A 22495-nucleotide genomic window follows, 5' to 3' on the forward strand; every position below is an offset into this window, starting at 1 on the left:
GGAATTAAGAAAAAAGAATAAAGAGAATAGAAATGTATCAGCATACAAGAACTAAATAACTTACCAAATATTATATTTCCATTTCTTCTTTCCTTTCTTCGGATGGGGTTGGGGGGAGGAAAAAAAGATACTAATGAAAGACAAATTTACAGCATTCATTTTGGCTGGAGGAAAAAGCCAGCGTATGGGAACCGATAAAGGCTTGTTGCTTTTGAACGGAAAATCATTTGTAAGTCATATTTGTGAAGCTGTCAAACCTATTGTGGGTGAGAATATTGTGATTGTTTCCGCTAATGCTGAGTATGATTTTTTAGGATATACCCGCATAGAAGACATCGTTCCAGAGAAAGGACCAGTTGGCGGAATTTATACCGCTTTGCAACGAACTAAAACAAGGCTGAATTTTATACTAAGCGTGGATGCGCCTTTAATTTCGGCTGAGCTATTACTTTGGATATTAGATAACCGAGATGATTCTTTTAAAATGACTCAGGTACAATTTGAGGATAAAGCCTATCCGCTTATTGCAATTTATGACCAATCCTTAGCATCTATTTTTGAAGAAAATTTGAAAAAAAATCAGCTTAGGTTGCGTCAGGTAATTAAGGAAATAAAACATCAAACACTGGTGATTTCTGAAAAATGGAGTGATCAGGTACAAAATATAAATACTCCTGAAGAGTATCAAAAAATACAATTATGATTTTAAATATTAAATATTTTGGAGTATTGGCTGATATAACCAAGAAGAAAGAAGAGCAGTTGGTATTGGATGATTCCAATCTGACGGTGAATTCTTTAAAATTAAAAATGGAATCTGTTTATCAGGAATTGCAAAAAAACAGTTATTCCATAGCTGTAAATCAGACACTTTCGGGGATGGAGGTATCTATAAAAGATCAGGATGTAATTGCTTTTTTGCCACCTTTTGCTGGAGGATAAAATAGAGAAAATGAAAAATATTACACGCTATTCCAGACAAATAGTCCTTCCAGAAATTGGAGTTTTAGGACAGCAAAAATTACGCGATGCTCACGTTTTAGTAATTGGTGCAGGTGGTTTGGGCTGTCCCGTACTACAAAATTTGGCTGCTGCTGGTGTAGGAAGCCTTGGGATTGTGGATGGGGATGTGGTGGAGGAAACCAATCTGCACCGTCAGTTGTTGTACACCTTAAAAGATTGCGGAAAAAGTAAAGCAGCTACAGCAGCCGAAGCTGTTTTGATATTAAACCCAGATGTGGATGTTACTGTATTTTCTGAGTTTTTTAACAAAAAAAATGCTTTCGAAATCATTGGGAATTACCAAATCATTGTCGATTGTACTGATTTGATTGGGGTCCGCTACTTAATTAATGATGTGGCGGTGATAAAAAATATTCCGGTAGTTTACGCTTCGATTTATAAATTTGAAGGGCAGGTTTCGGTGTTCAATTATAAAAACGGTCCAAGTTACCGCTGTCTTTTTCCCGAAACCGAAAGTTTAAAAGTGGTTCCTAATTGCGTTGTATCAGGAGTTTTGGGAGTTTTACCCAATACTTTGGGGGCATTTCAGGCTACAGAAGTGCTCAAAATTATTCTTGAAATAGGATCTGTACTGTCGGGGAAATTATTAATCTATGATGGATTGCATTTTCAAACCCAACTAGTCGATTTTGCCAAGAATCCAGCAGCAATAGAGCAAGGAAGTAGAAACGGTTTGAAAATTTTTAACCAAGAAAATGCTGAATTAAAGGCTTTAGATAGAGAAGCTTTTTTAGAAAAATGCCGTCAGGATAATTGTTTGGTTATTGACATTAGGGAAGCCTACGAAGAACCGAAATGGAAGGGATCGAACGTTGTCAATGTACCTCTTGTCGCATTAGAAAACTATTGCAGTCAACTTGATAAGGAGGAATCCATCGTGCTGTTTTGCCAAAGCGGACAACGAAGTCGATTGGCTTTAGCCTATTTGGAAAAAGAAGGATTTACAAGGCTTTCGCATCTTGAAAATGGAATTCAATCCTTATAAATGTCAATGGCAATAGCAATGACAATTTAAATAAAAGAATAAAAACAGAGTACGCATAATAAGTTAAAAATTTTCGAACACGGCTCATTCTTCTTTTAAGAGTTACAAAAACAATCAGAAGAAATGGTATAAATACAATAATTATGTCAAAAAAAGAAAATATAGGATCAGTTTCGGCTCCCTTCCCTTCGGGAAGGGTTGATGTAGGGACAGAAAAACCTAAAAAAACATCCTTTATTCAAGGCCCTATATCGGCAGAATTTATAGGAAATTCGATTGCCAAGCACCAAAGTAAAACAACTATTGGCGCACATAATATTTTTTTAGGACAAGTTCGCGCTGATGTGATTAACGGAAAAATGGTTGCAGCTATTGATTACACAGCTTATGAAGAAATGGCGGAGCAAACTTTCCACGAAATTCGAGAGGCGGCTTTCGCCAAATATGAGCTTTCGTGTTTACACATTTACCACAGTCTGGGAACAGTAAAAACAGGTGAAATCTGTTTGTTTGTTTTTGTATCGGCACCAAGACGAAAAGTGGTTTACGAAGCCTTGGAATTTTTGGTTGAAGAAATAAAAGAAAAAACAGCCGTTTTTGGTAAAGAATTATTTGAAGACGAATCGTATACTTGGAAAAAAAACATTTAAAAATAGGCCACTGATATCACAGATAAAACAGATAAACACAGATTTTTAAAGCATCAATTCGAGTGTCTTTTTGTTAAGTGTATTGGAGCAAAAAATGTAGTAAGATTAAGTTTTAATAGTTATTGCGAATTTAATGTAATCAACAAAAATCTGTATAATTCGTGTCATTTGTGGCCCAAAACATTAAAAAATGGTAGATATCACCCATAAAATAATTACCCAGCGCACGGCAACAGCCCAAGCTATTGTTAAACTAGGTTCACTAGAAACTATGCAAGCCATTTTGGATAAAACCGTCCCAAAAGGCGACGTGCTGGAAGTATCCAGAACGGCTGGTTTGTTTGCTGTAAAAAACACTTCTAATGCTATTCCGGATTGCCATCCTATGCCGATAGAATTTACCGGAATTCAGTTTGAATGTTTGGATGATGAGGTTCGAATAGAAGTGACCGTAAAGGCGATTTACAGAACTGGCGTTGAGGTTGAAGCCATGCACGGTGCATCTATCGTGGCCTTGACGATGTACGACATGCTCAAACCGATTGACAAGAGGGTGGAAATTTCGACGATAAAATTACTGCACAAAAAAGGCGGGAAATCCGATTATGGTAACAAAGAAGTCCAAAATCTTTCGGTTGCAGTCATGGTGTGTTCGGACAGTGTTTCCAGCGGAAAGAAAGAAGATAAAGCGGGAAAAGTAATTTCGGATAAAATCAAAAACTTAGGATTAGAAGTTTCCAATTATATTATTATTCCGGATGAGGTTTTGGATATTCAGAACACCATTAATACATTATGTGCTCAAAAAACGGATTTAATCATTATTACTGGTGGTACCGGATTGTCAAATAGAGACGTAACTCCCGAAGCTGTTATTCCGTTGCTAGATCGTCGTATTCCGGGTATTGAAGAAGCTATTCGTTCCTACGGTCAGGATCGTACGCCTTATGCGATGTTATCAAGAAGCGTGGTGGGTTTCAAAGGAAATACATTGATTATGGCTTTACCCGGTTCTACTGCGGGAGCTGGTGAATCTATGGATGCCGTTTTTCCTTCGGTATTGCATTTATTTAAACTTCTAAACGGATTCAACCATGGAAAATAACATTCAAATTCAGGATTCTCATGGACGCGGACACAGTTATTTGCGCATTTCGATTACAGAGAATTGTAATTTGAGATGCACCTATTGCATGCCAGCCGAAGGGATTGCGCTTACGCCAAAAGCGCATCTGATGACTGCAGATGAAATTATTACCATTGCACAAACTTTTGTCAATTTGGGAGTAAATAAAATTAGACTTACCGGTGGAGAGCCTTTGGTTAGGAAAGATGCCGCAGCCATTATTCAAAGATTAGGAAAACTGGGAGTGGAGCTCACTTTAACAACTAACGGAATTCTGGTGCATGATTTTATAGATACTTTTAAAGAAGCAGGAATAACCACAATGAATGTCAGTATTGACAGCCTGCAGGAAGAGAAGTTCAACCAAATCACGCGCAGGAATTATTTCGATAAATTTTGGGAAAATCTAGAACTGCTTGACGCTAATGGGTTTCAGTTGAAATTGAATGTAGTGGTGATAAAAGGGTTCAATGATAATGAAATAGTCGACTTTATTGAATTGACCAAAGAACGCAACATTCAGATACGATTTATTGAATTTATGCCTTTTGACGGTAACCAATGGAATAAAGATAAATTGGTGTCTTATGCCGATATCCTTACCCAAGTCAATTACAACTATTCTGCTGAAAAAGTAGAACGAATGATCGACAAGCCAAACGACACTGCCAAGAACCATAAAATAGCATCCTACAAAGGAAGTTTCTCGGTGATTAGTTCCGTTACGAATCCTTTTTGCAGCACATGTAACCGCATTCGCCTCACGGCTGATGGTAAACTGAAAAATTGTCTTTTCTCAAATACGGAAACTTCCCTGCTCGACACTTTAAGAGCCGGGGGAGACATAGAGCCGCTGATTTACCAAAACATAAAATCAAAATTTGCGATGAGAGGCGGGATGGATGATGACGCCAAATTTCAAAATCCAAAATTGTTCTCACAGAACAGGAGCATGGTTAAAATTGGTGGATGATTTTTTTACGCTAAGAGCACAAGAGTTTTTGATAAGCTCATAAAGTAACTTTTTGTTTTAATAATGATTTCTTATGTTGAATTCTGTTTCTTAATCCGTTTCCTTTTTTCAATAGCAGCTTCCACTTACTGCTCTATGATTAATAAATAACATTTTTTTTTGCAATAAGCTGCACTCTTTCTTCTGAAAGACTTTTTTTATGATTAAAATTAATTGCAATCATAAGTTCGTAATTGTTTTGTTATTAATTATTTGTGTGTAAATTTGGGTTAAACAAAAAAAATAAACAGGATAAAATGCTCCTTTTTATGGACTGACTGACAAATATCATATTATTCGTTGTGGCAACAGATTAATTTTACATCATTATCAAATGGATTTTATATGAGTAGTTTATCGCAATCCCACAAAATTTTATTTCTGAACACATTAGCATTTTCCATCTGTTTTGCCTGTTGGACTTTAAATGGTGTTTTAGTTACTTTTTTGGTTGACAAAGGCATTTTTAATTGGAGCGTGGTAGAAGTGGGCTGGTTACTGGGAATTCCAATCTTATCTGGAGCCATTTTTCGTTTGCCAATTGGTATTTTGACTGATAAATACGGAGGTAAAATTATATTCTCTATCTTATTATTTCTTTGCTCCATTCCGTTGTTTTTACTTCCTTTTGCCGATACGTTTTGGAGTTTTGCTGTATTGAGCTTTCTATTTGGATTAGTAGGAACCAGTTTTGCCGTTGGTATTGGGTATACCTCGGTTTGGTATCCACAAAATTGGCAGGGAAGAGCTTTAGGTATTTTCGGAATGGGAAATGCCGGTGCTGCCATCACCACATTTATGGCTCCCACCTTATTAAATAGATTTTCTGAAAGCGATCCCATAAATGGCTGGAAAATGTTACCCATAACATATGCTTCTGTATTAGTGTGTATTGGGATACTCTTTATAATATTCGCCAAAAATAAAAAACCTGCAGGCGATTCTAAAAATATTAAAACATTATTAATTCCCTTGAAATCAGCCAGAGTTTGGCGTTTCGGAGCCTACTATTTTTTAGTGTTTGGTTGTTTTGTAGCTTATTCACAATGGTTATTGCCTAATTTTATGAATGTTTACCAAACGTCTCTTGTAATGGGAGGAATGTTTGCCACCATGTTTAGTTTACCATCAGGTATCATAAGGGCTTTTGGCGGATATTTATCTGATAAATTTGGAGCCAGAAAAGTGATGTATTGGGTTTTGGGTTCGTCTATTGCAATCAGTTTCTTATTGATGTTTCCAAAAATGGAAATTATTACAGCAGGACCAGGCGTTTTGGCTTCCGAAAGTGGAGTTGTTACAGCAGTGACTCCTTCTCAAATTAGTATAAATGAAAAAGTACAAAAAGTAAATTCAAAAACTGCTACAACTGGGGGCGAAGACGCTATATTGCCCGTTAAAACTTCTTGGCAAGAAATTGTAGTTAAACAAGATCAAGAGGTAAAAAAGAAAGAGCTTTTGGCTAAGGGAATTACCCAGATTAAATTTAGTGCAAATATGTGGGTCTATGTCATACTGGTTATTCTTATTGGAATATCTTGGGGTATTGGTAAAGCAGCAGTGTTCAAACACATTCCTGAATATTTCCCTAATGAAGTGGGTGTTGTGGGAGGAATGGTTGGATTAATAGGCGGTTTGGGCGGTTTTGTTGGGCCAATAATTTTTGGCTATCTGCTTAATTTCACGGGTTTGTGGACAAGTTCATGGATTTTTATTTTTATCATTTCTATCATTTGTTTATTATGGATGCACAGAACGATTATCAATATCATGAGAACTAAAATGCCTAATTTCACAAGAGGAATCGAACACAATCATTAGAAATTGCGATGTAAATTACAATATCAAGAGCAATTCCAACGTCAATCAAAAATTACAATATCAATTTAAATAAAAGAGAACATGAAAACTTGGCTAGACAAATGGGAACCGGAAGACGAAAAATTCTGGAATGAAGCGGGGAGTAAAATCGCTTGGAAAACGTTGACAATTACAACTTTGTCACTGATTTTATCATTTGCCTCTTGGTTTATGATGAGTGTGATAGCAGTGAAATTGCCAGGGCTTGGTTTCCCTTTTTCAAAAGATCAACTATTTTGGTTGGTTGCAATACCTGGTTTAGCAGCAGGGATTTTAAGAATTATTCACACATTTATATTGCCTATTTTCGGGACGAGGCATGTAGTCACTTTGGCCACTTTTATTAAATTAATTCCGGTGATTGGAATTGGTTTTGCGGTAATGGATGTCAATACACCATTCTGGATTTTCGCTGTATTAGCATTTACCTGTGGTTTTGGTGGAGGAGATTTCTCATCCTATATGCCAAGTACAAGTTTGTTTTTTCCAAAAAGATTAAAGGGAACTGCCCTAGGAATTCAGGCGGGTATTGGGAATTTTGGAGTTTCGTTGGCGCAGTTTATTACGCCACTTATTCTTAGTGTCAGTATTTACGGTGCGGCATCAGTGTTTACAAGTATAGATGCAAAAGAAACGTTAGCTGTTTTTAAAAATTCAAGTATTGAAAAACAAAAAGAAGTTTTTGCAGCCCTAGACACTGAAGTGCAAACCAAAATTTTATCCAATGTTAAAAAACCTATATTAGATTCGGTTGCAGCGGTTACAAATTCTACTGATAATGCCGTTATATTTTCCTCCTTGCCTTTAAAAGCAAAATCGAAGGCGATTGCTAATGCCAATCCAAAATTGGCAGAGAAAATACTAAACAATATCAGCCCGGAAAATGCTGCCGTCAAAAACAAGGAAGTGTACATTCAATCGGCTGCTTTTTGGTACATACCTTTTCTTTTAATATTGTCAGTTATCAGTTGGTTTTACCTAAAAAGTATTCCGATGAAAGCGTCCATAAAAGAACAATTGGATATTTTCAGCAATAAACATACTTGGTATTGTACGATTACTTATGTTATGACTTTTGGGACTTTTGCAGGATTATCTGCCGCCTTTCCGCTGATGATTAAATTTTTATATGGTGATTTTCCAGATGCTCCAGATCCTTTAGTATATGCTTTTTATGGACCACTTATAGGTTCTGCCAGTAGAATCGTTTTTGGTTTTGTTGCCGATAAAGTAGGTGGGGCGATCTTGACAACTATTACCGGTTTGGGGATTTTGGCCGGTGCTATTTTATTAGTTACCCAAGGATTGGTTGCACCAACTAGTATGGAGCAGTTTCCTATTTTTGTTGGGGTAATATTGGCCATGTTTTTATTTACTGGAATTGGAAATGCGGGTACTTTTAGACAATATCCTATCATTTTTGCCGAAAATCAACGTCAGGCGGCAGGAGTAATTGGTTGGACGGCAGCAATCGCGGCATTTGGACCATTTATTTTTTCAAAATTAATCGGAAATAACATTACTGCTAACGGTGGAGCTAATCAATTCTTCATTGGGTTGATTCTTTTCACTACATTAGCGACAGCAATCAATTGGTGGTTTTACAACCGTACTGGATGTGAAAAACCAAGTTAGTCTATTAATTCATTTTTGTTTCAAAAGAGGAAAATTCAATTATAAATTGCAGGGTTATCCTTTCTTATAAGTTTCTTAAAGAAACTTTTTAAATACATACTTATTAAATTTTTAAAAAATGAAAAATAGAACTTTTAATATCAAAGCTTTACTTATAGCCACCGGGTTTTCAATATTTTCTGTTATATTAGTGTTTTTTGGTTCTAGAAATTTACAGAATTTTGATGCTGCATTAATTACCTATTTGTTCGGGACTATTTTTGCTTTTTTTGGTATCGTTTACAGATATTCTGTTTGGTTGCAAAGACCTCCAACATGGATTTATTTTAAGAGAGGGATAACGTACTTGGTTACCGGAAAAGTATTTTCTCATTTCTGGTTTGCATCTAAAGAAACCATTGAAAATATTGCCTTTCAAAAATTTATTTATCCAAGAGGTAAATACCGATGGGTAGCCCATTTTATGATTGCGGTAGGTTGTACTTCTGCATTTTTAATTACCATTCCTTTGACCTTCGGGTGGATTCATTTCACGATGGCTCCTGATAGCATATCGCTGTATGAAGCTCATTTTTTCGGGTTTAAAGTAATGGAATTTAAACTAGATTCCATTATGGCTTTTCTGACTTTTCATGCCTTAAACTGGTCTTCCTATTTGGTTATTCTAGGTTCTTTGTATTATCTGAGAAGACGATTGACAAATCCAGGATTAATTGCCACACAGACATTTGAAGGGGATTTATTACCGCTTATTTTGTTGATTGCAATATCTGCAACAGGATTAGGGTTAACCTATTCGTATCAATTCATGAAAGGGTTTGCTTATGATTTCTTGGCGGTAATTCACGCCGTGACAGTAATCATGTTTTTGATCTGGATACCTTTCGGGAAATTTTTTCATATTATTCAGCGTCCTGCCCAGATTGGTGCTCATATTTATAAAAAACAGGGAATGAAACAAGGAATGGCAGTTTGTAAACATACGGGAGAAGAGTATGCTACAAATATGCACATTAATGATCTTAAGGAAGTAACAAAAGAACTCGGTTTTGATTTCAGCATGGAAGACGGCGGATCTCATTTAGATTTGAGTCCAGAAGGAAAGCGTTCCCGTTTAGCACAAGCACATTTGAAAGCAAGATTAGCTGGCGGAAATTTATTTGGATAATTCTAATGGTCAGTATTCATGATCAGCAAACAGTTAGCAGATAAAACATAAAAAACTAAGAATAGAAAATATAAAAACATGGCAAAATTACCTGTTTCAGCAGAAAAAATAATTGAAGATTTTGGTCCGCATCTTAATTATAGTCCAAAAGAGGGTTTTGATGGTAGAGACGAACCGGATGATGTGGTCAAAACCCATTGTTGCTTTTGTGGAATGCAATGCGGAATTCAGTTATTAGTTAAAAGTAATAAAGTGGTTGGTTTTGAACCTTGGATGGAATTTCCTTTTAATGAAGGACGTCTTTGTCCAAAAGGAGTGCAACGTTATTTGCAAAACAACCATCCAGACCGTTTATTAGGACCAATAAAAAGGGTGGAAGGAAAAGGTTTCGAGTCTATTTCTTGGGATGAAGCCATGGATAAAACGGTTTCGGAAATTAAACGCATTCAGGAAAAATACGGGAAAGATGCTTTTTCGATACTTTCGGGCGTTTCATTGACTAATGAAAAAAGTTACCTCATGGGAAAATTTGCCCGTGTAGCCGTAAAAACAAAAAACTTGGATTACAACGGTCGTTTGTGTATGGTAAGCGCTGGTGCTGGTAACAAAAAGGCATTTGGATTAGATCGAGCGTCTAATAATTATTCGGATTTAGAATATGCGGAAGTGATTATTGTGGCTGGAGCCAATATCAGTGAAACTTTCCCAACATTGACACATTGGATTTGGAAAGCAAGAGATCGTGGTGCTAAAATAATTGTAATCGATCCAAGAATGATTCCGCTTGCCAGAACAGCTGATGTTCATCTCGATGTAAAACCCGGAACTGATTCTGCGCTTTACGGAGCGATGTTGAAATATTTAGTGGATCACGACATGCTTGACCATGATTTTATAGATAATTACACGTCGGGTTTTCAAGAAACACTGGACGCCGTGAAAGATTACACGTTGGAATGGGCGGAAGAAATCACTGGTATTAAAAAAGAAAAAATAAAAGAAGCAGCTGAGTTATGGGGTAAAGCAAAAACGAGTTTCTTACTTCATGCTCGTGGAATTGAACATCATTCCAAAGGAGTAGATAACGTCTTGGGTTGTATTAATTTGGTTTTGGCAACCGGACGAATTGGTAAACCATATTGCGGATACGGAACGATTACAGGTCAGGGAAATGGTCAAGGAGGAAGAGAGCACGGTCATAAATGCGATCAGTTACCTGGAAATAGAGATATTGAAAACCCGGAACATCGGAAATATATTTCAAGTGTTTGGGGAATTGACGAAAAGGATATGCCTGGAAAAGGACTTACGGCTTATGAAATTATTGAGGCGATTCATCGAGGCGAAATCAAGGGACTATTGTCTATTTGTTTCAATCCTTTGGTGTCGTTACCAAACAGCAACTACGTTAGGCAAGCCCTAGAAAAACTGGAGTTTTACGTTTGTATCGATTTTTTTCTAAACGAAACAGCACGCCATGCCGATATTGTTTTGGCGGGTTCTTTGCAAGAAGAAGAAGAAGGAACAACTACATCAGCAGAAGGCAGAGTAATTCGCATTCGTCAGGCAGTAACCCCTCCGGGAGAGGCTAGAACAGATACCTCCATTATCTTGGAATTGGCGAAACGTTTGGGTGAAGAAGATAAATTTACTTACGATTCCAGCGAGGCAATTTTTAATGAACTACGTGTTGCTTCAAAGGGAGGAACAGCGGATTACAATGGAATTACCTATAAAAGAATCGAAGATAACATGGGGATTTTTTGGCCATGTCCAACAGAAGATCATCCTGGAACTCCGCGTTTATGGGAAGATAAAAAGTTTAAAACTCCTGATGGTAAAGCCCATTTTAATCCAGCTCCTTACAAACTTCCAGGTGAAGTAACCGATGCGGATTACCCAGTTATTTTAACCACGGGTCGTGTCGTTTCCCAGTATTTAAGCGGAACGCAAACGCGTAGAATTGGTAAATTGGTGGATCAGTTTCCGGAGCCATTATTAGAGATTCATCCTACTTTGGCCACGCAATATGGTATTCAACAAAGAGAATTAATAAAGGTTACTACTCGAAGAGGCGAAGGAATTTTTCCTGCCAATATAGTAGAAACCATAAGAGAAGATACTGTTTTTATTCCTTACCATTGGTCTGGAAAAAAATCAGCAAACCTATTGACACCCGGTACATTAGACCCGATATCAAAAATACCGGAATATAAGGTATGCGCCTGTCATTTGGAACCAACGAGAGAAATAGCTCCGCCATCTAAAGAATCTAAGGCTTATGCCAGTGTTTAATCTATAAAAGCTAAAATATGAACTATACCAATTTCAATACAAATGAAGAGTTTTTTGTAGATATGCAACGTTGCATAGGTTGTAAAGCTTGCGAGATGGCTTGTGCCGAATGCGAAACTAACGGTCAGGAATCTATGATTCATGTCAATTATGTGGATCGTGCTTCAACCGTTCAGACCACTGTTCAGGTGTGTATGCATTGTGATGATCCCGTATGTGCCAGTGTTTGTCCTGCTGATGCGATCTCAAAAGACGAATTTGGAATTGTACATACCGCCAATACCGAAAGATGTATTGGTTGTTCAAATTGTGTGATTGCTTGTCCTTTTGGTGTGCCAAAGAAAATTGAAGAATATGATTTGATGATGAAGTGTACGATGTGTTATGACAGAACGAGCGTTGGGAAAAAACCAATGTGTGCCACCGTTTGTCCAAGTGGTGCGCTATTCTACGGTACAAAAGCAGAAATCGAAGAAATGCGTCCGAATAGTACTCCCGTGAATACCTTTGTTTTCGGAAAAGAAATTGTAAATACCAAAGTGAATATCATGATGCCAAAAGGCAGTACTGAGTTGATCATTTATTAAAAATAGACCCATGTCAAAAGAAGATAATTTAGATAAAAACTGGAAAAAAGATTTTCCAATTTTAAAACAAGAAGCCACACAGGTCAGTCGTCGTGATTTTGCAAAGTTCTTAACGTTAGTTTCTGGGGGATTAATGGTTGGTAGCGGTTTAGTGGCTGCTAAAGCTTATTTATTACCTAAAGAAGAAGTCGCTGGTGAGCATTTTGTTTGCAAGCAGGACGAAGTTCCGGTAGGAGGGACAAGAGGTTTTGTTATTGAAGGAAGTACTGTTCCTTACATTTTGATTCATCTTGAAAATGGTGAGTACAAGGCTTACGAACAAAAATGTACACATCTTTCGTGCTCCGTTTTTTACAAACCGGGAACTGGTATTATCCATTGCCCCTGTCATGAAGGCTCGTTTGATGCTATGACTGGCGATGTAATTGCAGGTCCGCCGCCAAGAGCGTTACCTAAACTAGATGTTTTTTTCAAAGACAATGATATTTACGTAAAAGCATCCGAAGATAAAGTATTTAGTTAAGAACCAAGAATAATCAAATTCAATTGTTATGAGTAATTTTAGAACAAGCCAAAACAAAGCTAATCCAAACAAATTAAACAATATCCTATCAACGCTGATATTCATTTTAATTTTAAATGTGACTATTCAGATTTGGTTGTTGTATGCCTCTTTGAATAATGCTTTAGATAATAATAGAGAAATTCTCATCCCCGCATTTATTGCCTCCTTGATTTTATTTTTGATAGGTTTCAGTTGGCTTTATTATTTGCCAAAAGGGAATTATAGAAAATAGTATTGCTATTGTAGACAATATAAATTATAAAAAAAAACTGTCCAAAAAGTAATTTTTAGACGGTTTTTTTGTTTCGATCGCTAATGAGAAGGTAACTTGTCTAATCCTAAAATACCGATTCAGGAGTAATAAAAAGCGATTACTTTTTTTAATTGGTCTCCTTTTATATTTTATGCAAATCAATTCTTTTTGAAATATGCTTATAACAATATCAATGAACTAGATTCTAACCAGCTGGTTTGTAATTTATTTAAAAGGGATACTGATGAAAAGAAATCTTCAAATATTTTCTAATTGTTGGTTTTCTTTTTTAGGATTACCTATTTTTGACAATGCTTTGTTTTTTTTTAAATAAAGAAAACGTATTGAATCTTCCTAAATTCATTTTGCTGCTAATTCTTGCAATTTTAATGATATTGAGCGCCAAATTCCAATTTAAAGAGAGCACCTGATTCAATTCAAAATGACCACCTATTTCCGGGGGAAAATGACCACCCATTTTTTATTAATAACTTCTATTTTTCATCTCTTAATTACGATTTAGATTTATTTAAATATTACCATTTGTTTATCTCTTTTTATTCATCGATTCTCACTGTAATTCGACTTACTGAGATTGATGAATAAGTCTATCCAAAATTACATAAGCTATGTTTTTTTCTCCAATTATGTCACACCAAAATTGCACTGGTATTTGTGAGCTTATAATATTAATAACGTTATAATGCCTATCTTCAATGATCTCTGAAAGGGTAATTTGTTGACTGCTATACAAAGCTTTGAGTCCAAAATCGTCTAATTTAGCAACATCTTGGCATTCTATTTTGGACAATTCTCGCAAGTAAGAACCATCTGCTTTGGCCATTTTTAAATTGGCAAATAGCTTCGAAGTATTAAAATAACTTACTTTGATGGAGTTTTAAACTTCAGTGGTACAATTATGGTAAAATTTAAAGCAAACTATCGCAAAAAAAGTATCCTTGTCAAGATAAGATAACTCATGGGAGTTGTTTGTACAAAATAGTTATAAACTTTGAATATTGATTATATCAATAATATAAAAAAAACTAAGTCTTGTATGATGAGAATACTTAGAGATTAGGGTCAAAAAGAAAAGAGGTCAAAAATCTAGTATTAACTTTAGATTTTTGACCTCTTTACAATATCATTTTAGATTTCGAAATACGTTTTTACTCGACCGGACTTAATCCATTTCATTAACTCATCATTACCAATTAGCATTTTTTGGGTTCTAATTTCAAAACATAAACCTGCAATCGCTCCTAAATCATTTGATAATTTAGATTTATGTTTGCTGTTGGTTTCTATTAATCTCTCTCTGATTTTTAAATATTCTGTCCAACTTCCTTGCCTCTTTTTGTCTTTGAATAAAAAATTAAATCCGTTTAAAATTGCTGTCTTAAATGGCGGAAACCAAGTTGGGTGTAAAAAATATAAAATACTAACTACCGCTGGACCTAAACCTTTTATTTTTAATTCATCCAATATTACAATTTCTTTTACAACTTGTTCTTCTGTTTTGGCATTGATGCAGTTTTCAAGGAATTGACCGAATGCGATTTTATTGTTTGGATTTTCATAAATATCAGGAATTCGCAATTTTGGTTTCCAATAAAAAGGATGTGCCACACTTATAAAAATTAGTTTTTTTCTGCAATACAACTCAACACAAATTCTAAACTACTCCCTTTAAAATAATTTGGAAAAGTCTTATTTTTGATATCGTCAATGACTTGTAAAATTCCTCTGCGAATGGTCCGAAACGCTTTTAGACTTTTGTCTTTATCGACAAACCAACAATTAAAAACACTTTCGGTATCGGTTTTATATTGTTGGATGATTTGAGAGAAGTCAGTCATCTTTATCTACGGTATAAACTTGTATTTTTATTTTAATACTTTTCATGATTATTACTATTAATTACATTTTCATTCCCGCCATAGGATCATTTCCTTTTCGGAATTTATATTCACTATTTATGGCATACGCTCCGGTAATCACCACTTTTTTGGTTGGATCCATTTCAGATTTAATTTCAATCATCCCATTAATTTCTGCTCCTGTTTCCACCATTAGGCTTTCAAATACTCCTGGTCTTTTTTCAATCCAGATGTAGGAAGCATTTTCTTCCCTGATAATAGCGTCAGTAGGTATAAATACTCCTTTTATATTGGATTGTGTCAATCTTGCAATTGCCTGCATTCCGGGTTTTAACAGTAAATTTTGATTAGGTATTTCCATTCGAATTAAAAGCAGTCTGGTATCTGGATTTATTTCAGGATTGATGAAGGAGATTTTTGCAATTATAGTTTTATCAGGAAAATCAGTAAATGAAACTGTGGCTTTTTGTCCAAGTTGCATGCTTTTTGCATAATTTATATTGACCTGTGTTTCGAGCCAAAGACTATTTAAATTTGCCAATTTAATTATACCAGCACCCTCCATGGCATAGCTGCCTTCTGTTGCTATTATCTCCGAGATAGTTCCACTGCTAGTGCTATAGAAAATAGTGTACGGAGAAATTTCTTTACTCGATTTTATAGTTTCAATTTGGGCATTGGATAAACCAAAGAATACTAATTTTTGTTTGGCAGCAATAAGCATTGTACGTGCATTTTTTCCAAAATCACCCGGCATGGTAAGTTGTTTGTATGCTGTGAAGTAATCTTGTTTGGCTATGGCAATATCTTCGCTGTACAATTGATATACCGGTTCGTTTTTAGCAACATAATCTCCCACTGTTTTGAAGTATAATTTTTCAATTCTCCCCATTGCTCTGGCAGAAATAGTGTTAATTTTTTCTTGATTAATTGTTAAAACCCCTGTATAATTTTGCTCTAAACTGCTTTGAGTTGTTGCAATAGTTTGCGTGGAGATGTTCCCCAACTGTAGCTGCTGTTTACTCAAGCCTATCTCATTTGCAGCAGTCTCATTACTTTTTATGGGAGTTAAATCCATGTGACAAATGGGACATTTTCCCGGTTTATCTTCCTTTACTTGAGGATCCATAGAACAAGTGTAAAAAATAGTTTCTTTATTTTTATGTGCGCTTTGGTCTTCTTTGTTTTTAGTATTGCAAGCTATAAATATGGTAAGGAGTATTGATAGCATGCCTATTCTTTTGATTGGTTTCATAATTATTCGGTTTTAATAAAGCTTTCGCTGTCAATTAAATATTGTGCATTTTTAGCAAGGGTATCTTCAACGGAAATTCCATTGATAATTTGAATAAAATCATCTATTTCAATTCCAGCTTTTATTGCAGTTGCTTTAAAGCCATTATTCTTTTTTATAAAAACTATTTTCTTGCTGCCAATACTTACTAATGCTTGTTTTTGCAACCAAACCCCTTGTATTGAGTTTGTTTTCACAATTCCTTGTAATCGCAGACCTATGGGGAATTTCAGTTTATTGTTGTTTAGGTATACTCTAATTCTATTGGATTTATCTGCTGGATTAAATTGAGTTTCAATAAAATTTATTTGTGCATCAATGAATTCATTTTTGTCTAATTCTGTAGCAATTTTGATAGTTTGATTGGTTTTGATTAGACTATTGTGCCCTTGACTAACATTAAATATACCCCATACTTTATCTGTATTTACTAATTTAAAAACTACTTCTCCCTTTTTTATGTAGTTACCTTCCTTTATGTTTAATATTTCGGTATTGTTATTTGCACTTTGCATCGACGAATTGGTTGTAGTATTCATTTTTTCTGTTCCTTGAATAATTCCAGAAGCTGGACTGAAAATTGAAAGTAAAGGATTTACTTTTTTGGAGTAAGACAATGAATTTATCTGATTTTTAGTCATTCCATAAAGCAATAATTTTTGCTTTGAGGCTTTAATAATTGCTGTATTATCGGAATCATTGGAAACTAAATAAATAAAATTTTGTTGTTCTGTCAATAATTCAGGGCTGTATAAATCAAAAAGCTTTTGTCCTTTACTGACTTTTTGGTATTTATAATTCACGTACATTTTTTCTATTCTGCCACTTATCCTTGCCGCGATATTTACCGAAGAATTTGGGTCGTAAGCGACCAGACCGGGCAAGTTTACTACACTGCTAATAGTGGTGTCTTTTGCTGTCGTAGTTTGATAATTACCAACGATAAAATTATCGGTAGGTCTCAAAAGATTGTCAATAGAATTGTCTTCCTCAGCGTGGCTTTCTGTTATTTTTTTTACCAAAGTCATTCCGCAAATAGGACAGTTTCCTGGCTTATCTCTAATAATTTCGGGATGCATAGAACAGGTATAAACTTCTGTTTGATGTGAATTCTCCGAACGATTGCCTGATTTTATGACAAAGAAATAGACAGCAAATCCTATACTAGAAATTACGATTAAAATTAAACTATATTTTAAATATTTATTCATAATTATTTGATTTCTAGCTGTTTTTCAATTTCTACTTGTGTACTTAAAATATTTTGTAATTTATCCAGAACATCAATTTGTGCCATATTTAATGCTTCCCAAGCATCCAATACTACAAACAGATCTACCGTATTATTCTGCCAAGCCAATATTGCAGTATCATAGTTTCGTTTTAAGGCAGGAATGATATTTTTTTCAGCAATATCATATTGTTTTTTTAGGTTTATCAATTCTGTATTCATACCCGAAATCATTCCTGCTGCTTCATTCAAAATCATTTGCTTTTGCCAGTTGAGACCTTCATTCTTGATTTTAAAACTGTTGATATTGGCTTTATTCATTTTTGTTGACCAAGGCATTGGAATAGTAATCATTCCCATTAAAGAGAATTGTTTTGGCTGTTCTCCGAAAGCAAACATATGGTCATATTTTACACCAAATTCTGGTAATAATTTTGCTTTTTCGGTTTCAATTTTTAATTGATTTAATACCATTGTTTTTTCAATAGCTTTAACATCACTTCGGTTTTGGGAAAGTGAGGTTGTATCTGCTTTTATGGCATCAAAATCATTTAATTTGTAGGTTTCATCTATTTCAAACAAAGTGTTTTTATCTCTAGCCATCAAGGTATTTAGCATAATCCGCTTCTGGTAAATATCGTTTTGTAACATTACAATCATACTTTGTAATGTACCGTATTGCGATTTTGCTTTGTAATAGGTAGGCAATTTATCCATATTGTACTGATAGCGTATTTCCATACTTTTTATCATATATTCTAAGAGCAATAAATTATCATCTGCAATTTTTATTTTTTTATTTAATACCAGCCATTGGTAATAATTCGTTTTTGCCAGTGCTTTTAATTGATTAATCGTATACCCTTTATTTTCTTTTTCTACAGATGACATTGCATTCATGTAATTGAAATCAGACTTAAGTTTTCTAGCATTCGGTATCATTTGTGTAACACCAACCATGTAAGATCCCATACCAAGCCCCATTTCATCGGCTTTCCATAATTTACTATTGTAAGGTGTCATAAAAAAACCCGTTTCCACCTGCGGAGGCATCCAACTTTTTGCTCCTTTTGCTGCTGCATCCATACTTTGATTATCAGCATCATACATTTTTAGTTGTGGATTATTTGTTTTGATATTCGTCAAAACAGCATCCAACGAAAGCGTTTGCGCCGCCATATTAGCGGTAATTAAAATCAAACAGCTTATTGCGATACAACAGTTATTCTTTAACATCTATAAGTTCTATTTTGCCTTTTGTTTTTAATTCTCGAAGTTTTACCATCTCAAAAACTATAGGGGTTACTAATAATACATAAATTGTAGAGGTAATTGTACCCCCAATGAGCGGAACCGTAATTGGCAGCATCACATCTGCACCCGTTCCTGTTGCCCAAAGGATAGGGATTAAACCAAATAACGAAACGGAAACGGTCATCAATTTTGGTCTCAACCTTTTGGCTGAACCGTCAATAATGTACTGTTTCAAAATTGCTTCTGTTATTGTTGCTGCACTGTTCCCGTGTTTTTCTACCATCTTATTCATTGCTTCATTCAAATAAATAGTCATTAACATAGCGGTTTCGATTGCCATACCAAATAGAGCTATAAAACCAACTGCAACGGCTACAGATAAATTTATTCCATAAAAATAGACCATAAAAATCCCTCCAATCAAAGCAAACGGTACGGTTATCATTGTAATCAATGCTTCTTTCATAGAATGATAGGTGAAGTATAGAATAAGGAAAATAATGATAACAACTATAGGTAAAATCAGGCGCAATGTTTTATTGGCTCTGATTTGGTTTTCCCACTGTCCGCTCCACTCCACATAATAGCCTTTTGGCATTTTAGTGATCATTGCATTCAGTTTTTCCTGCGCTTCTTTTACCGTACTTCCTAGATCACGCTCTCGGACATTAAACAGTACACTGCCTCGTAGCATCGCATTTTCGCTATTTATCATTGGAGGGCCATCGCTTATTTTTACATCAGCAACGGCTTCTAAAGGAATAGGACCAAACTCCATTGTTTGCACTTGAAGTTTTTTTAACGCCTCAATACTATTTCTGTATTCTTGAGCATATCTTGCATTTACAGAAAATCGTTGTCTTCCCTCAATGGTTGTGGTTAGTTTCATTCCACCAATAGAAGCTTCCACCACATTGTTTATATCATCTATTGTAAGTCCGTATCTGCCTATGGCCTCTCTTTTTGTCTCAATATCGATGTACTTTCCGCCAGTAATCGGTTCCGCATATAAATCTTTTACGCCAGAAGTACCTTCAAGGGCTTTTTTTATTTTTTGAGATAAAACATTGATAGTGTCTAAACTTGCTCCGTAAATCTTTATTCCTACATCGGTTCTAATACCAGTAGAAAGCATGTTAATCCTATTAATGATGGGCTGAGTAAAACCATTTGTAACTCCTGGAATTTGAAGTTTATTGTTTATTTCATTAACAATATCGGCTTTCGTTTTGTCTTCTCTCCATTCGTGTTGGGGTTTTAGTAAAACAATCGTTTCAATCATGCTTATTGGACTGTTGTCGGTTGCTGTAGTAGCGCGTCCGGCTTTTCCTAAAACATGAGCGACTTCGGGTATCGATTTTATCAATTTGTCTTGCACTTGTAGAATTCTTTTCACCTCAGAATTGGATACATCGGGTAATGTTACAGGCATAAAAAGAACAGAACCTTCATCTAAAGGAGGCATAAATTCTGTTCCTAAACGAGTAAACATTAAAACGCCAATCAGGAGCGCAATTATATTAATACCTAATACTGTTTTCCTCCATTTTAAACAAAAAATTAAAATAGGAGTATAGATGCTTTCCAGTTTTTTGTTAATTGGATTTTTATTTTCTGGACGAAGTTTGCCTTTAAGAAGAAAACTAATTAGAACAGGAGTAAGGGTAATGGCTAAAAAAGCATCTACTATAAGTATAAACGATTTTGTCCAAGCCAATGGGCTGAATAATTTACCTTCCATACCCGTGAGAAGAAACACAGGTAAAAAAGAAGCTATCACAATGAGTGTTGAATAAAAGACACCTGGACCAACTAATTTTGAAGACTTTTCTATAAGCTGTAACTTTTCTTCAGAAGATATGGGGTCGCGTTCTTTTTTGAATATATTTTTTATTTTATGTTTCATTTTATTTCCGAATTATTTTGATTGCTCTCCATTTCTTCCTGTTTCTCCGAAATTGTCCTATAAGCATTTTCCACCATTACAATTCCGTCATCGACGACAACACCTATAGCTAATGCAATACCCGTTAATGACATGATATTAGATGATATACCAAATGCTTCAAGTAAAATAAAGCCAATAGCCACAGATATAGGTAGTTGTATTAAGATAATTAAAGCACTTCTCCAATGAAAAAGAAAAAGTAGTATAACAATTGAAACAACAATCATTTCTTCTATTAAAGTACCTTTAACAGATGCGATTGCATTTTCTATCAATTCACTTCGGTCATAAGACGTTTTAAAAGTAACGCCTTCAGGCAATCCTTTTTCAACTTCTTTCATTTTTTCCTTTACTGCTTTTATAACTTTATCTGCATTTTCACCATAACGCATGACTACAATTCCTCCTACAACTTCACCTGTTCCATTTTCGTCAAAAATTCCCAAGCGTAAATCTCCACCCATTTGTATCGAACCAATATCTTTTACTTTTACTGGAACGGAATTATAATTTTTAACAGCAATGTCTTCTACATCTTTTATGTTTTTTATGTACCCTAAACCTCTTACTATGTAAGACATATTACTCATCTCAAATTTTCGACCACCAACATCATTATTATTTGCTTTGACTGCATTCATCACTTCCATCATACTCACATTGTAGTATTGCATTTTTAAGGGATCTAACACTAATTGGTACTGTTTTTCAAAACCCCCAAATGATGCTACTTCAGCCACGCCGGGAACAGTTTGTAATGCAAATTTCACGTACCAATCTTGTAAAGCTCTTTGTTCTCCCAAGTCCATACCGTTAGCCTTTAAATGATACCAAAAAACATGGCCAACTCCAGTACCATCTGGTCCTAATGTGGGTACTACATTTTGAGGTAATAATCTTTGGGCATAATTCAATCGTTCCAACACACGAGTTCTTGCCCAATACACATCTACATTATCTTCAAAGATGATATATACGAAACTCATCCCAAACATAGATGCACCGCGAATATTTTTAACTTTTGGTATTCCTTGCAGGTTTGAAACCAAAGGATAGGTTACTTGTGCTTCTATAACCTGTGGACTTCTTCCCATCCATTCTGTAAATACAATAACTTGATTCTCGGACAAATCCGGAATGGCATCTATGGGGTTTTGTTGTACGCTATAAATACCCCAAGCGAATAAGCAAGCTGAGACGAGAAGAACAACAAATCTATTTTTTAGTGAAAATGATATTAATTTTTCTACCATAATGTTTAGTTTTCTAATGAAAGACTATCTTTTGTTTTATTTATCCAATTGATTACTTCCTCTTTTTGAGCAGGTGTTATTATTGCATTTTTATGAAGTACCCTGTAGGACGCTAAGGGCATTTCATCAGATTCTATTTGTTTGATGATAGCTTCTAATTTGTTTTCCTGTTTTCGCTTGGAGTACTTTCCAAACTCATTAAAGTTCAAATTCTTTTTACCATCTTTAATGCGTTCTTCCATAAAAAATCGTACTGGCTGAATGAAAGAATATAACGGATAATTGGTATTATTACTGTGACAATCGTAACAAAATGTCCGTAAAACAGTTTCAACATTTTTAGGAACATCATACCTTCTTGTAAAATTTGTAGTTAATTCCTGCTCATAACTTTCATTACGAGCAGGTTGATATAACTGCATCAACAAAAAAAGAACAAACCCAATTAAGAGTATTTTCTTGATGATTTTTTTCAT

The 22495-nt window shown here is 35.1% G+C and carries 22 protein-coding genes; 13 read left to right on the plus strand and 9 right to left on the minus strand.

Going from position 1 to position 22495, the window contains the following annotated elements; all coding sequences use genetic code 11:
* Window positions 1-133 precede the first annotated feature (133 nt).
* The 13 genes from G7A72_RS15650 to G7A72_RS15710 all read left to right on the plus strand — a co-directional run bounded on the left by G7A72_RS15650 (window position 134) and on the right by G7A72_RS15710 (window position 13138).
* Window positions 134-703: a molybdenum cofactor guanylyltransferase gene (locus G7A72_RS15650; RefSeq protein ID WP_165153292.1), complete on the plus strand. Its 570-nt coding sequence runs from the start codon at window positions 134-136 to the stop codon at window positions 701-703.
* On the plus strand, window positions 700-942 hold the full coding sequence (locus tag G7A72_RS15655; protein ID WP_165153294.1) for a MoaD/ThiS family protein: 243 nt from the start codon (window positions 700-702) through the stop codon (window positions 940-942). The genes G7A72_RS15650 and G7A72_RS15655 overlap by 4 nt, the downstream gene beginning before the upstream one ends.
* 10 nt (window positions 943-952) lie before the next feature.
* On the plus strand, window positions 953-2008 hold the full coding sequence (locus tag G7A72_RS15660; RefSeq protein ID WP_165153296.1) for a HesA/MoeB/ThiF family protein: 1056 nt from the start codon (window positions 953-955) through the stop codon (window positions 2006-2008).
* A 143-nt stretch (window positions 2009-2151) separates the two neighbouring features.
* Window positions 2152-2658, plus strand: a complete 507-nt coding sequence (locus G7A72_RS15665; RefSeq protein ID WP_165153298.1) for a molybdenum cofactor biosynthesis protein MoaE — start codon at window positions 2152-2154, stop codon at window positions 2656-2658.
* Window positions 2659-2848: 190 nt separating this feature from the next.
* The gene (moaCB, locus tag G7A72_RS15670) at window positions 2849-3763 is read left to right on the plus strand and encodes a bifunctional molybdenum cofactor biosynthesis protein MoaC/MoaB (protein WP_165153300.1); all 915 of its coding nucleotides are present in this window, start codon (window positions 2849-2851) and stop codon (window positions 3761-3763) included.
* The gene (gene moaA / locus G7A72_RS15675; protein ID WP_165153302.1) at window positions 3753-4757 is read left to right on the plus strand and encodes a GTP 3',8-cyclase MoaA; all 1005 of its coding nucleotides are present in this window, start codon (window positions 3753-3755) and stop codon (window positions 4755-4757) included. Before moaCB ends, moaA begins: the two co-directional genes overlap by 11 nt.
* Before the next feature lie 384 nt (window positions 4758-5141).
* Window positions 5142-6617, plus strand: a complete 1476-nt coding sequence (locus tag G7A72_RS15680; protein WP_165153304.1) for a nitrate/nitrite transporter — start codon at window positions 5142-5144, stop codon at window positions 6615-6617.
* Between the two features lie 81 nt (window positions 6618-6698).
* Window positions 6699-8291: a magnesium transporter MgtE N-terminal domain-containing protein gene (locus tag G7A72_RS15685; RefSeq protein ID WP_165153306.1), complete on the plus strand. Its 1593-nt coding sequence runs from the start codon at window positions 6699-6701 to the stop codon at window positions 8289-8291.
* Window positions 8292-8409: 118 nt separating this feature from the next.
* Window positions 8410-9459, plus strand: coding sequence for an MFS transporter (locus G7A72_RS15690; RefSeq protein WP_165153308.1), 1050 nt, complete (start codon window positions 8410-8412; stop codon window positions 9457-9459).
* Between the two features lie 78 nt (window positions 9460-9537).
* On the plus strand, window positions 9538-11754 hold the full coding sequence (locus tag G7A72_RS15695; protein WP_165153310.1) for a molybdopterin oxidoreductase family protein: 2217 nt from the start codon (window positions 9538-9540) through the stop codon (window positions 11752-11754).
* A gap of 17 nt (window positions 11755-11771) precedes the next feature.
* Window positions 11772-12341: a 4Fe-4S dicluster domain-containing protein gene (locus tag G7A72_RS15700; RefSeq protein ID WP_165153312.1), complete on the plus strand. Its 570-nt coding sequence runs from the start codon at window positions 11772-11774 to the stop codon at window positions 12339-12341.
* A 10-nt stretch (window positions 12342-12351) separates the two neighbouring features.
* Complete coding sequence (locus G7A72_RS15705) at window positions 12352-12864, plus strand: Rieske (2Fe-2S) protein (RefSeq protein ID WP_165153314.1); 513 nt, start codon at window positions 12352-12354, stop codon at window positions 12862-12864.
* 28 nt (window positions 12865-12892) lie between these two features.
* A complete protein-coding gene (locus tag G7A72_RS15710) occupies window positions 12893-13138 on the plus strand; it encodes a DUF6755 family protein (RefSeq protein ID WP_165153316.1) in 246 nt (81 codons plus the stop codon).
* 607 nt (window positions 13139-13745) lie between these two features.
* On the opposite strand, the gene G7A72_RS15715 is transcribed toward G7A72_RS15710, so the two are convergent.
* From G7A72_RS15715 to G7A72_RS15750, 9 genes are all read right to left on the minus strand, one after another.
* Window positions 13746-14051: an ATP-binding protein gene (locus tag G7A72_RS15715; protein WP_165153812.1), complete on the minus strand. Its 306-nt coding sequence runs from the start codon at window positions 14049-14051 to the stop codon at window positions 13746-13748.
* A 257-nt stretch (window positions 14052-14308) separates the two neighbouring features.
* Window positions 14309-14788, minus strand: coding sequence for a hypothetical protein (locus G7A72_RS16635; protein WP_241258532.1), 480 nt, complete (start codon window positions 14786-14788; stop codon window positions 14309-14311).
* Window positions 14789-14799: 11 nt separating this feature from the next.
* Window positions 14800-15018: a hypothetical protein gene (locus G7A72_RS16640; RefSeq protein WP_241258533.1), complete on the minus strand. Its 219-nt coding sequence runs from the start codon at window positions 15016-15018 to the stop codon at window positions 14800-14802.
* A 61-nt stretch (window positions 15019-15079) separates the two neighbouring features.
* Window positions 15080-16294 carry an efflux RND transporter periplasmic adaptor subunit gene (locus G7A72_RS15725; RefSeq protein ID WP_165153318.1) on the minus strand — a complete coding sequence of 405 codons (1215 nt, stop codon included), beginning with the start codon at window positions 16292-16294 and terminating at the stop codon, window positions 15080-15082.
* 2 nt (window positions 16295-16296) lie between these two features.
* A complete protein-coding gene (locus tag G7A72_RS15730; protein WP_165153320.1) occupies window positions 16297-17544 on the minus strand; it encodes an efflux RND transporter periplasmic adaptor subunit in 1248 nt (415 codons plus the stop codon).
* A gap of 2 nt (window positions 17545-17546) precedes the next feature.
* The gene (locus tag G7A72_RS15735) at window positions 17547-18800 is read right to left on the minus strand and encodes a TolC family protein (protein ID WP_165153322.1); all 1254 of its coding nucleotides are present in this window, start codon (window positions 18798-18800) and stop codon (window positions 17547-17549) included.
* Entirely contained in the window at window positions 18787-20724 is a 1938-nt protein-coding gene (locus tag G7A72_RS15740; protein ID WP_165153324.1) for an efflux RND transporter permease subunit, read from the minus strand. Before G7A72_RS15740 ends, G7A72_RS15735 begins: the two co-directional genes overlap by 14 nt.
* A complete protein-coding gene (locus tag G7A72_RS15745) occupies window positions 20721-22019 on the minus strand; it encodes an efflux RND transporter permease subunit (RefSeq protein WP_165153326.1) in 1299 nt (432 codons plus the stop codon). The genes G7A72_RS15740 and G7A72_RS15745 overlap by 4 nt, the downstream gene beginning before the upstream one ends.
* Window positions 22020-22024: 5 nt before the next feature.
* The gene (locus tag G7A72_RS15750) at window positions 22025-22495 is read right to left on the minus strand and encodes a heme-binding domain-containing protein (protein ID WP_165153328.1); all 471 of its coding nucleotides are present in this window, start codon (window positions 22493-22495) and stop codon (window positions 22025-22027) included.

This window comes from Flavobacterium sp. Sr18 (genome assembly GCF_011064265.1).
GTDB lineage: Bacteria > Bacteroidota > Bacteroidia > Flavobacteriales > Flavobacteriaceae > Flavobacterium > Flavobacterium petrolei.

Bases quoted from the DNA above. Each gene is read 5' to 3' on its own strand.
- G7A72_RS15710 (WP_165153316.1), top strand. From the start codon at position 12,893: ATGAGTAATTTTAGAACAAGCCAAAACAAAGCTAATCCAAACAAATTA.
- G7A72_RS15700 (WP_165153312.1), top strand. From the start codon at position 11,772: ATGAACTATACCAATTTCAATACAAATGAAGAGTTTTTTGTAGATATG.
- G7A72_RS15695 (WP_165153310.1), top strand. From the start codon at position 9,538: ATGGCAAAATTACCTGTTTCAGCAGAAAAAATAATTGAAGATTTTGGT.
- G7A72_RS16640 (WP_241258533.1), bottom strand. From the start codon at position 15,018: ATGACTGACTTCTCTCAAATCATCCAACAATATAAAACCGATACCGAA.
- G7A72_RS15725 (WP_165153318.1), bottom strand. From the start codon at position 16,294: ATGAAACCAATCAAAAGAATAGGCATGCTATCAATACTCCTTACCATA.
- G7A72_RS15690 (WP_165153308.1), top strand. From the start codon at position 8,410: ATGAAAAATAGAACTTTTAATATCAAAGCTTTACTTATAGCCACCGGG.
- G7A72_RS15745 (WP_165153326.1), bottom strand. From the start codon at position 22,019: ATGGTAGAAAAATTAATATCATTTTCACTAAAAAATAGATTTGTTGTT.
- G7A72_RS15685 (WP_165153306.1), top strand. From the start codon at position 6,699: ATGAAAACTTGGCTAGACAAATGGGAACCGGAAGACGAAAAATTCTGG.
- G7A72_RS15730 (WP_165153320.1), bottom strand. From the start codon at position 17,544: ATGAATAAATATTTAAAATATAGTTTAATTTTAATCGTAATTTCTAGT.
- G7A72_RS15735 (WP_165153322.1), bottom strand. From the start codon at position 18,800: ATGTTAAAGAATAACTGTTGTATCGCAATAAGCTGTTTGATTTTAATT.
- G7A72_RS15705 (WP_165153314.1), top strand. From the start codon at position 12,352: ATGTCAAAAGAAGATAATTTAGATAAAAACTGGAAAAAAGATTTTCCA.
- G7A72_RS15680 (WP_165153304.1), top strand. From the start codon at position 5,142: ATGAGTAGTTTATCGCAATCCCACAAAATTTTATTTCTGAACACATTA.
- G7A72_RS15750 (WP_165153328.1), bottom strand. From the start codon at position 22,495: ATGAAAAAAATCATCAAGAAAATACTCTTAATTGGGTTTGTTCTTTTT.
- G7A72_RS15655 (WP_165153294.1), top strand. From the start codon at position 700: ATGATTTTAAATATTAAATATTTTGGAGTATTGGCTGATATAACCAAG.
- G7A72_RS15650 (WP_165153292.1), top strand. From the start codon at position 134: ATGAAAGACAAATTTACAGCATTCATTTTGGCTGGAGGAAAAAGCCAG.
- G7A72_RS15665 (WP_165153298.1), top strand. From the start codon at position 2,152: ATGTCAAAAAAAGAAAATATAGGATCAGTTTCGGCTCCCTTCCCTTCG.
- moaA (WP_165153302.1), top strand. From the start codon at position 3,753: ATGGAAAATAACATTCAAATTCAGGATTCTCATGGACGCGGACACAGT.
- moaCB (WP_165153300.1), top strand. From the start codon at position 2,849: ATGGTAGATATCACCCATAAAATAATTACCCAGCGCACGGCAACAGCC.
- G7A72_RS15740 (WP_165153324.1), bottom strand. From the start codon at position 20,724: ATGAAACATAAAATAAAAAATATATTCAAAAAAGAACGCGACCCCATA.
- G7A72_RS15660 (WP_165153296.1), top strand. From the start codon at position 953: ATGAAAAATATTACACGCTATTCCAGACAAATAGTCCTTCCAGAAATT.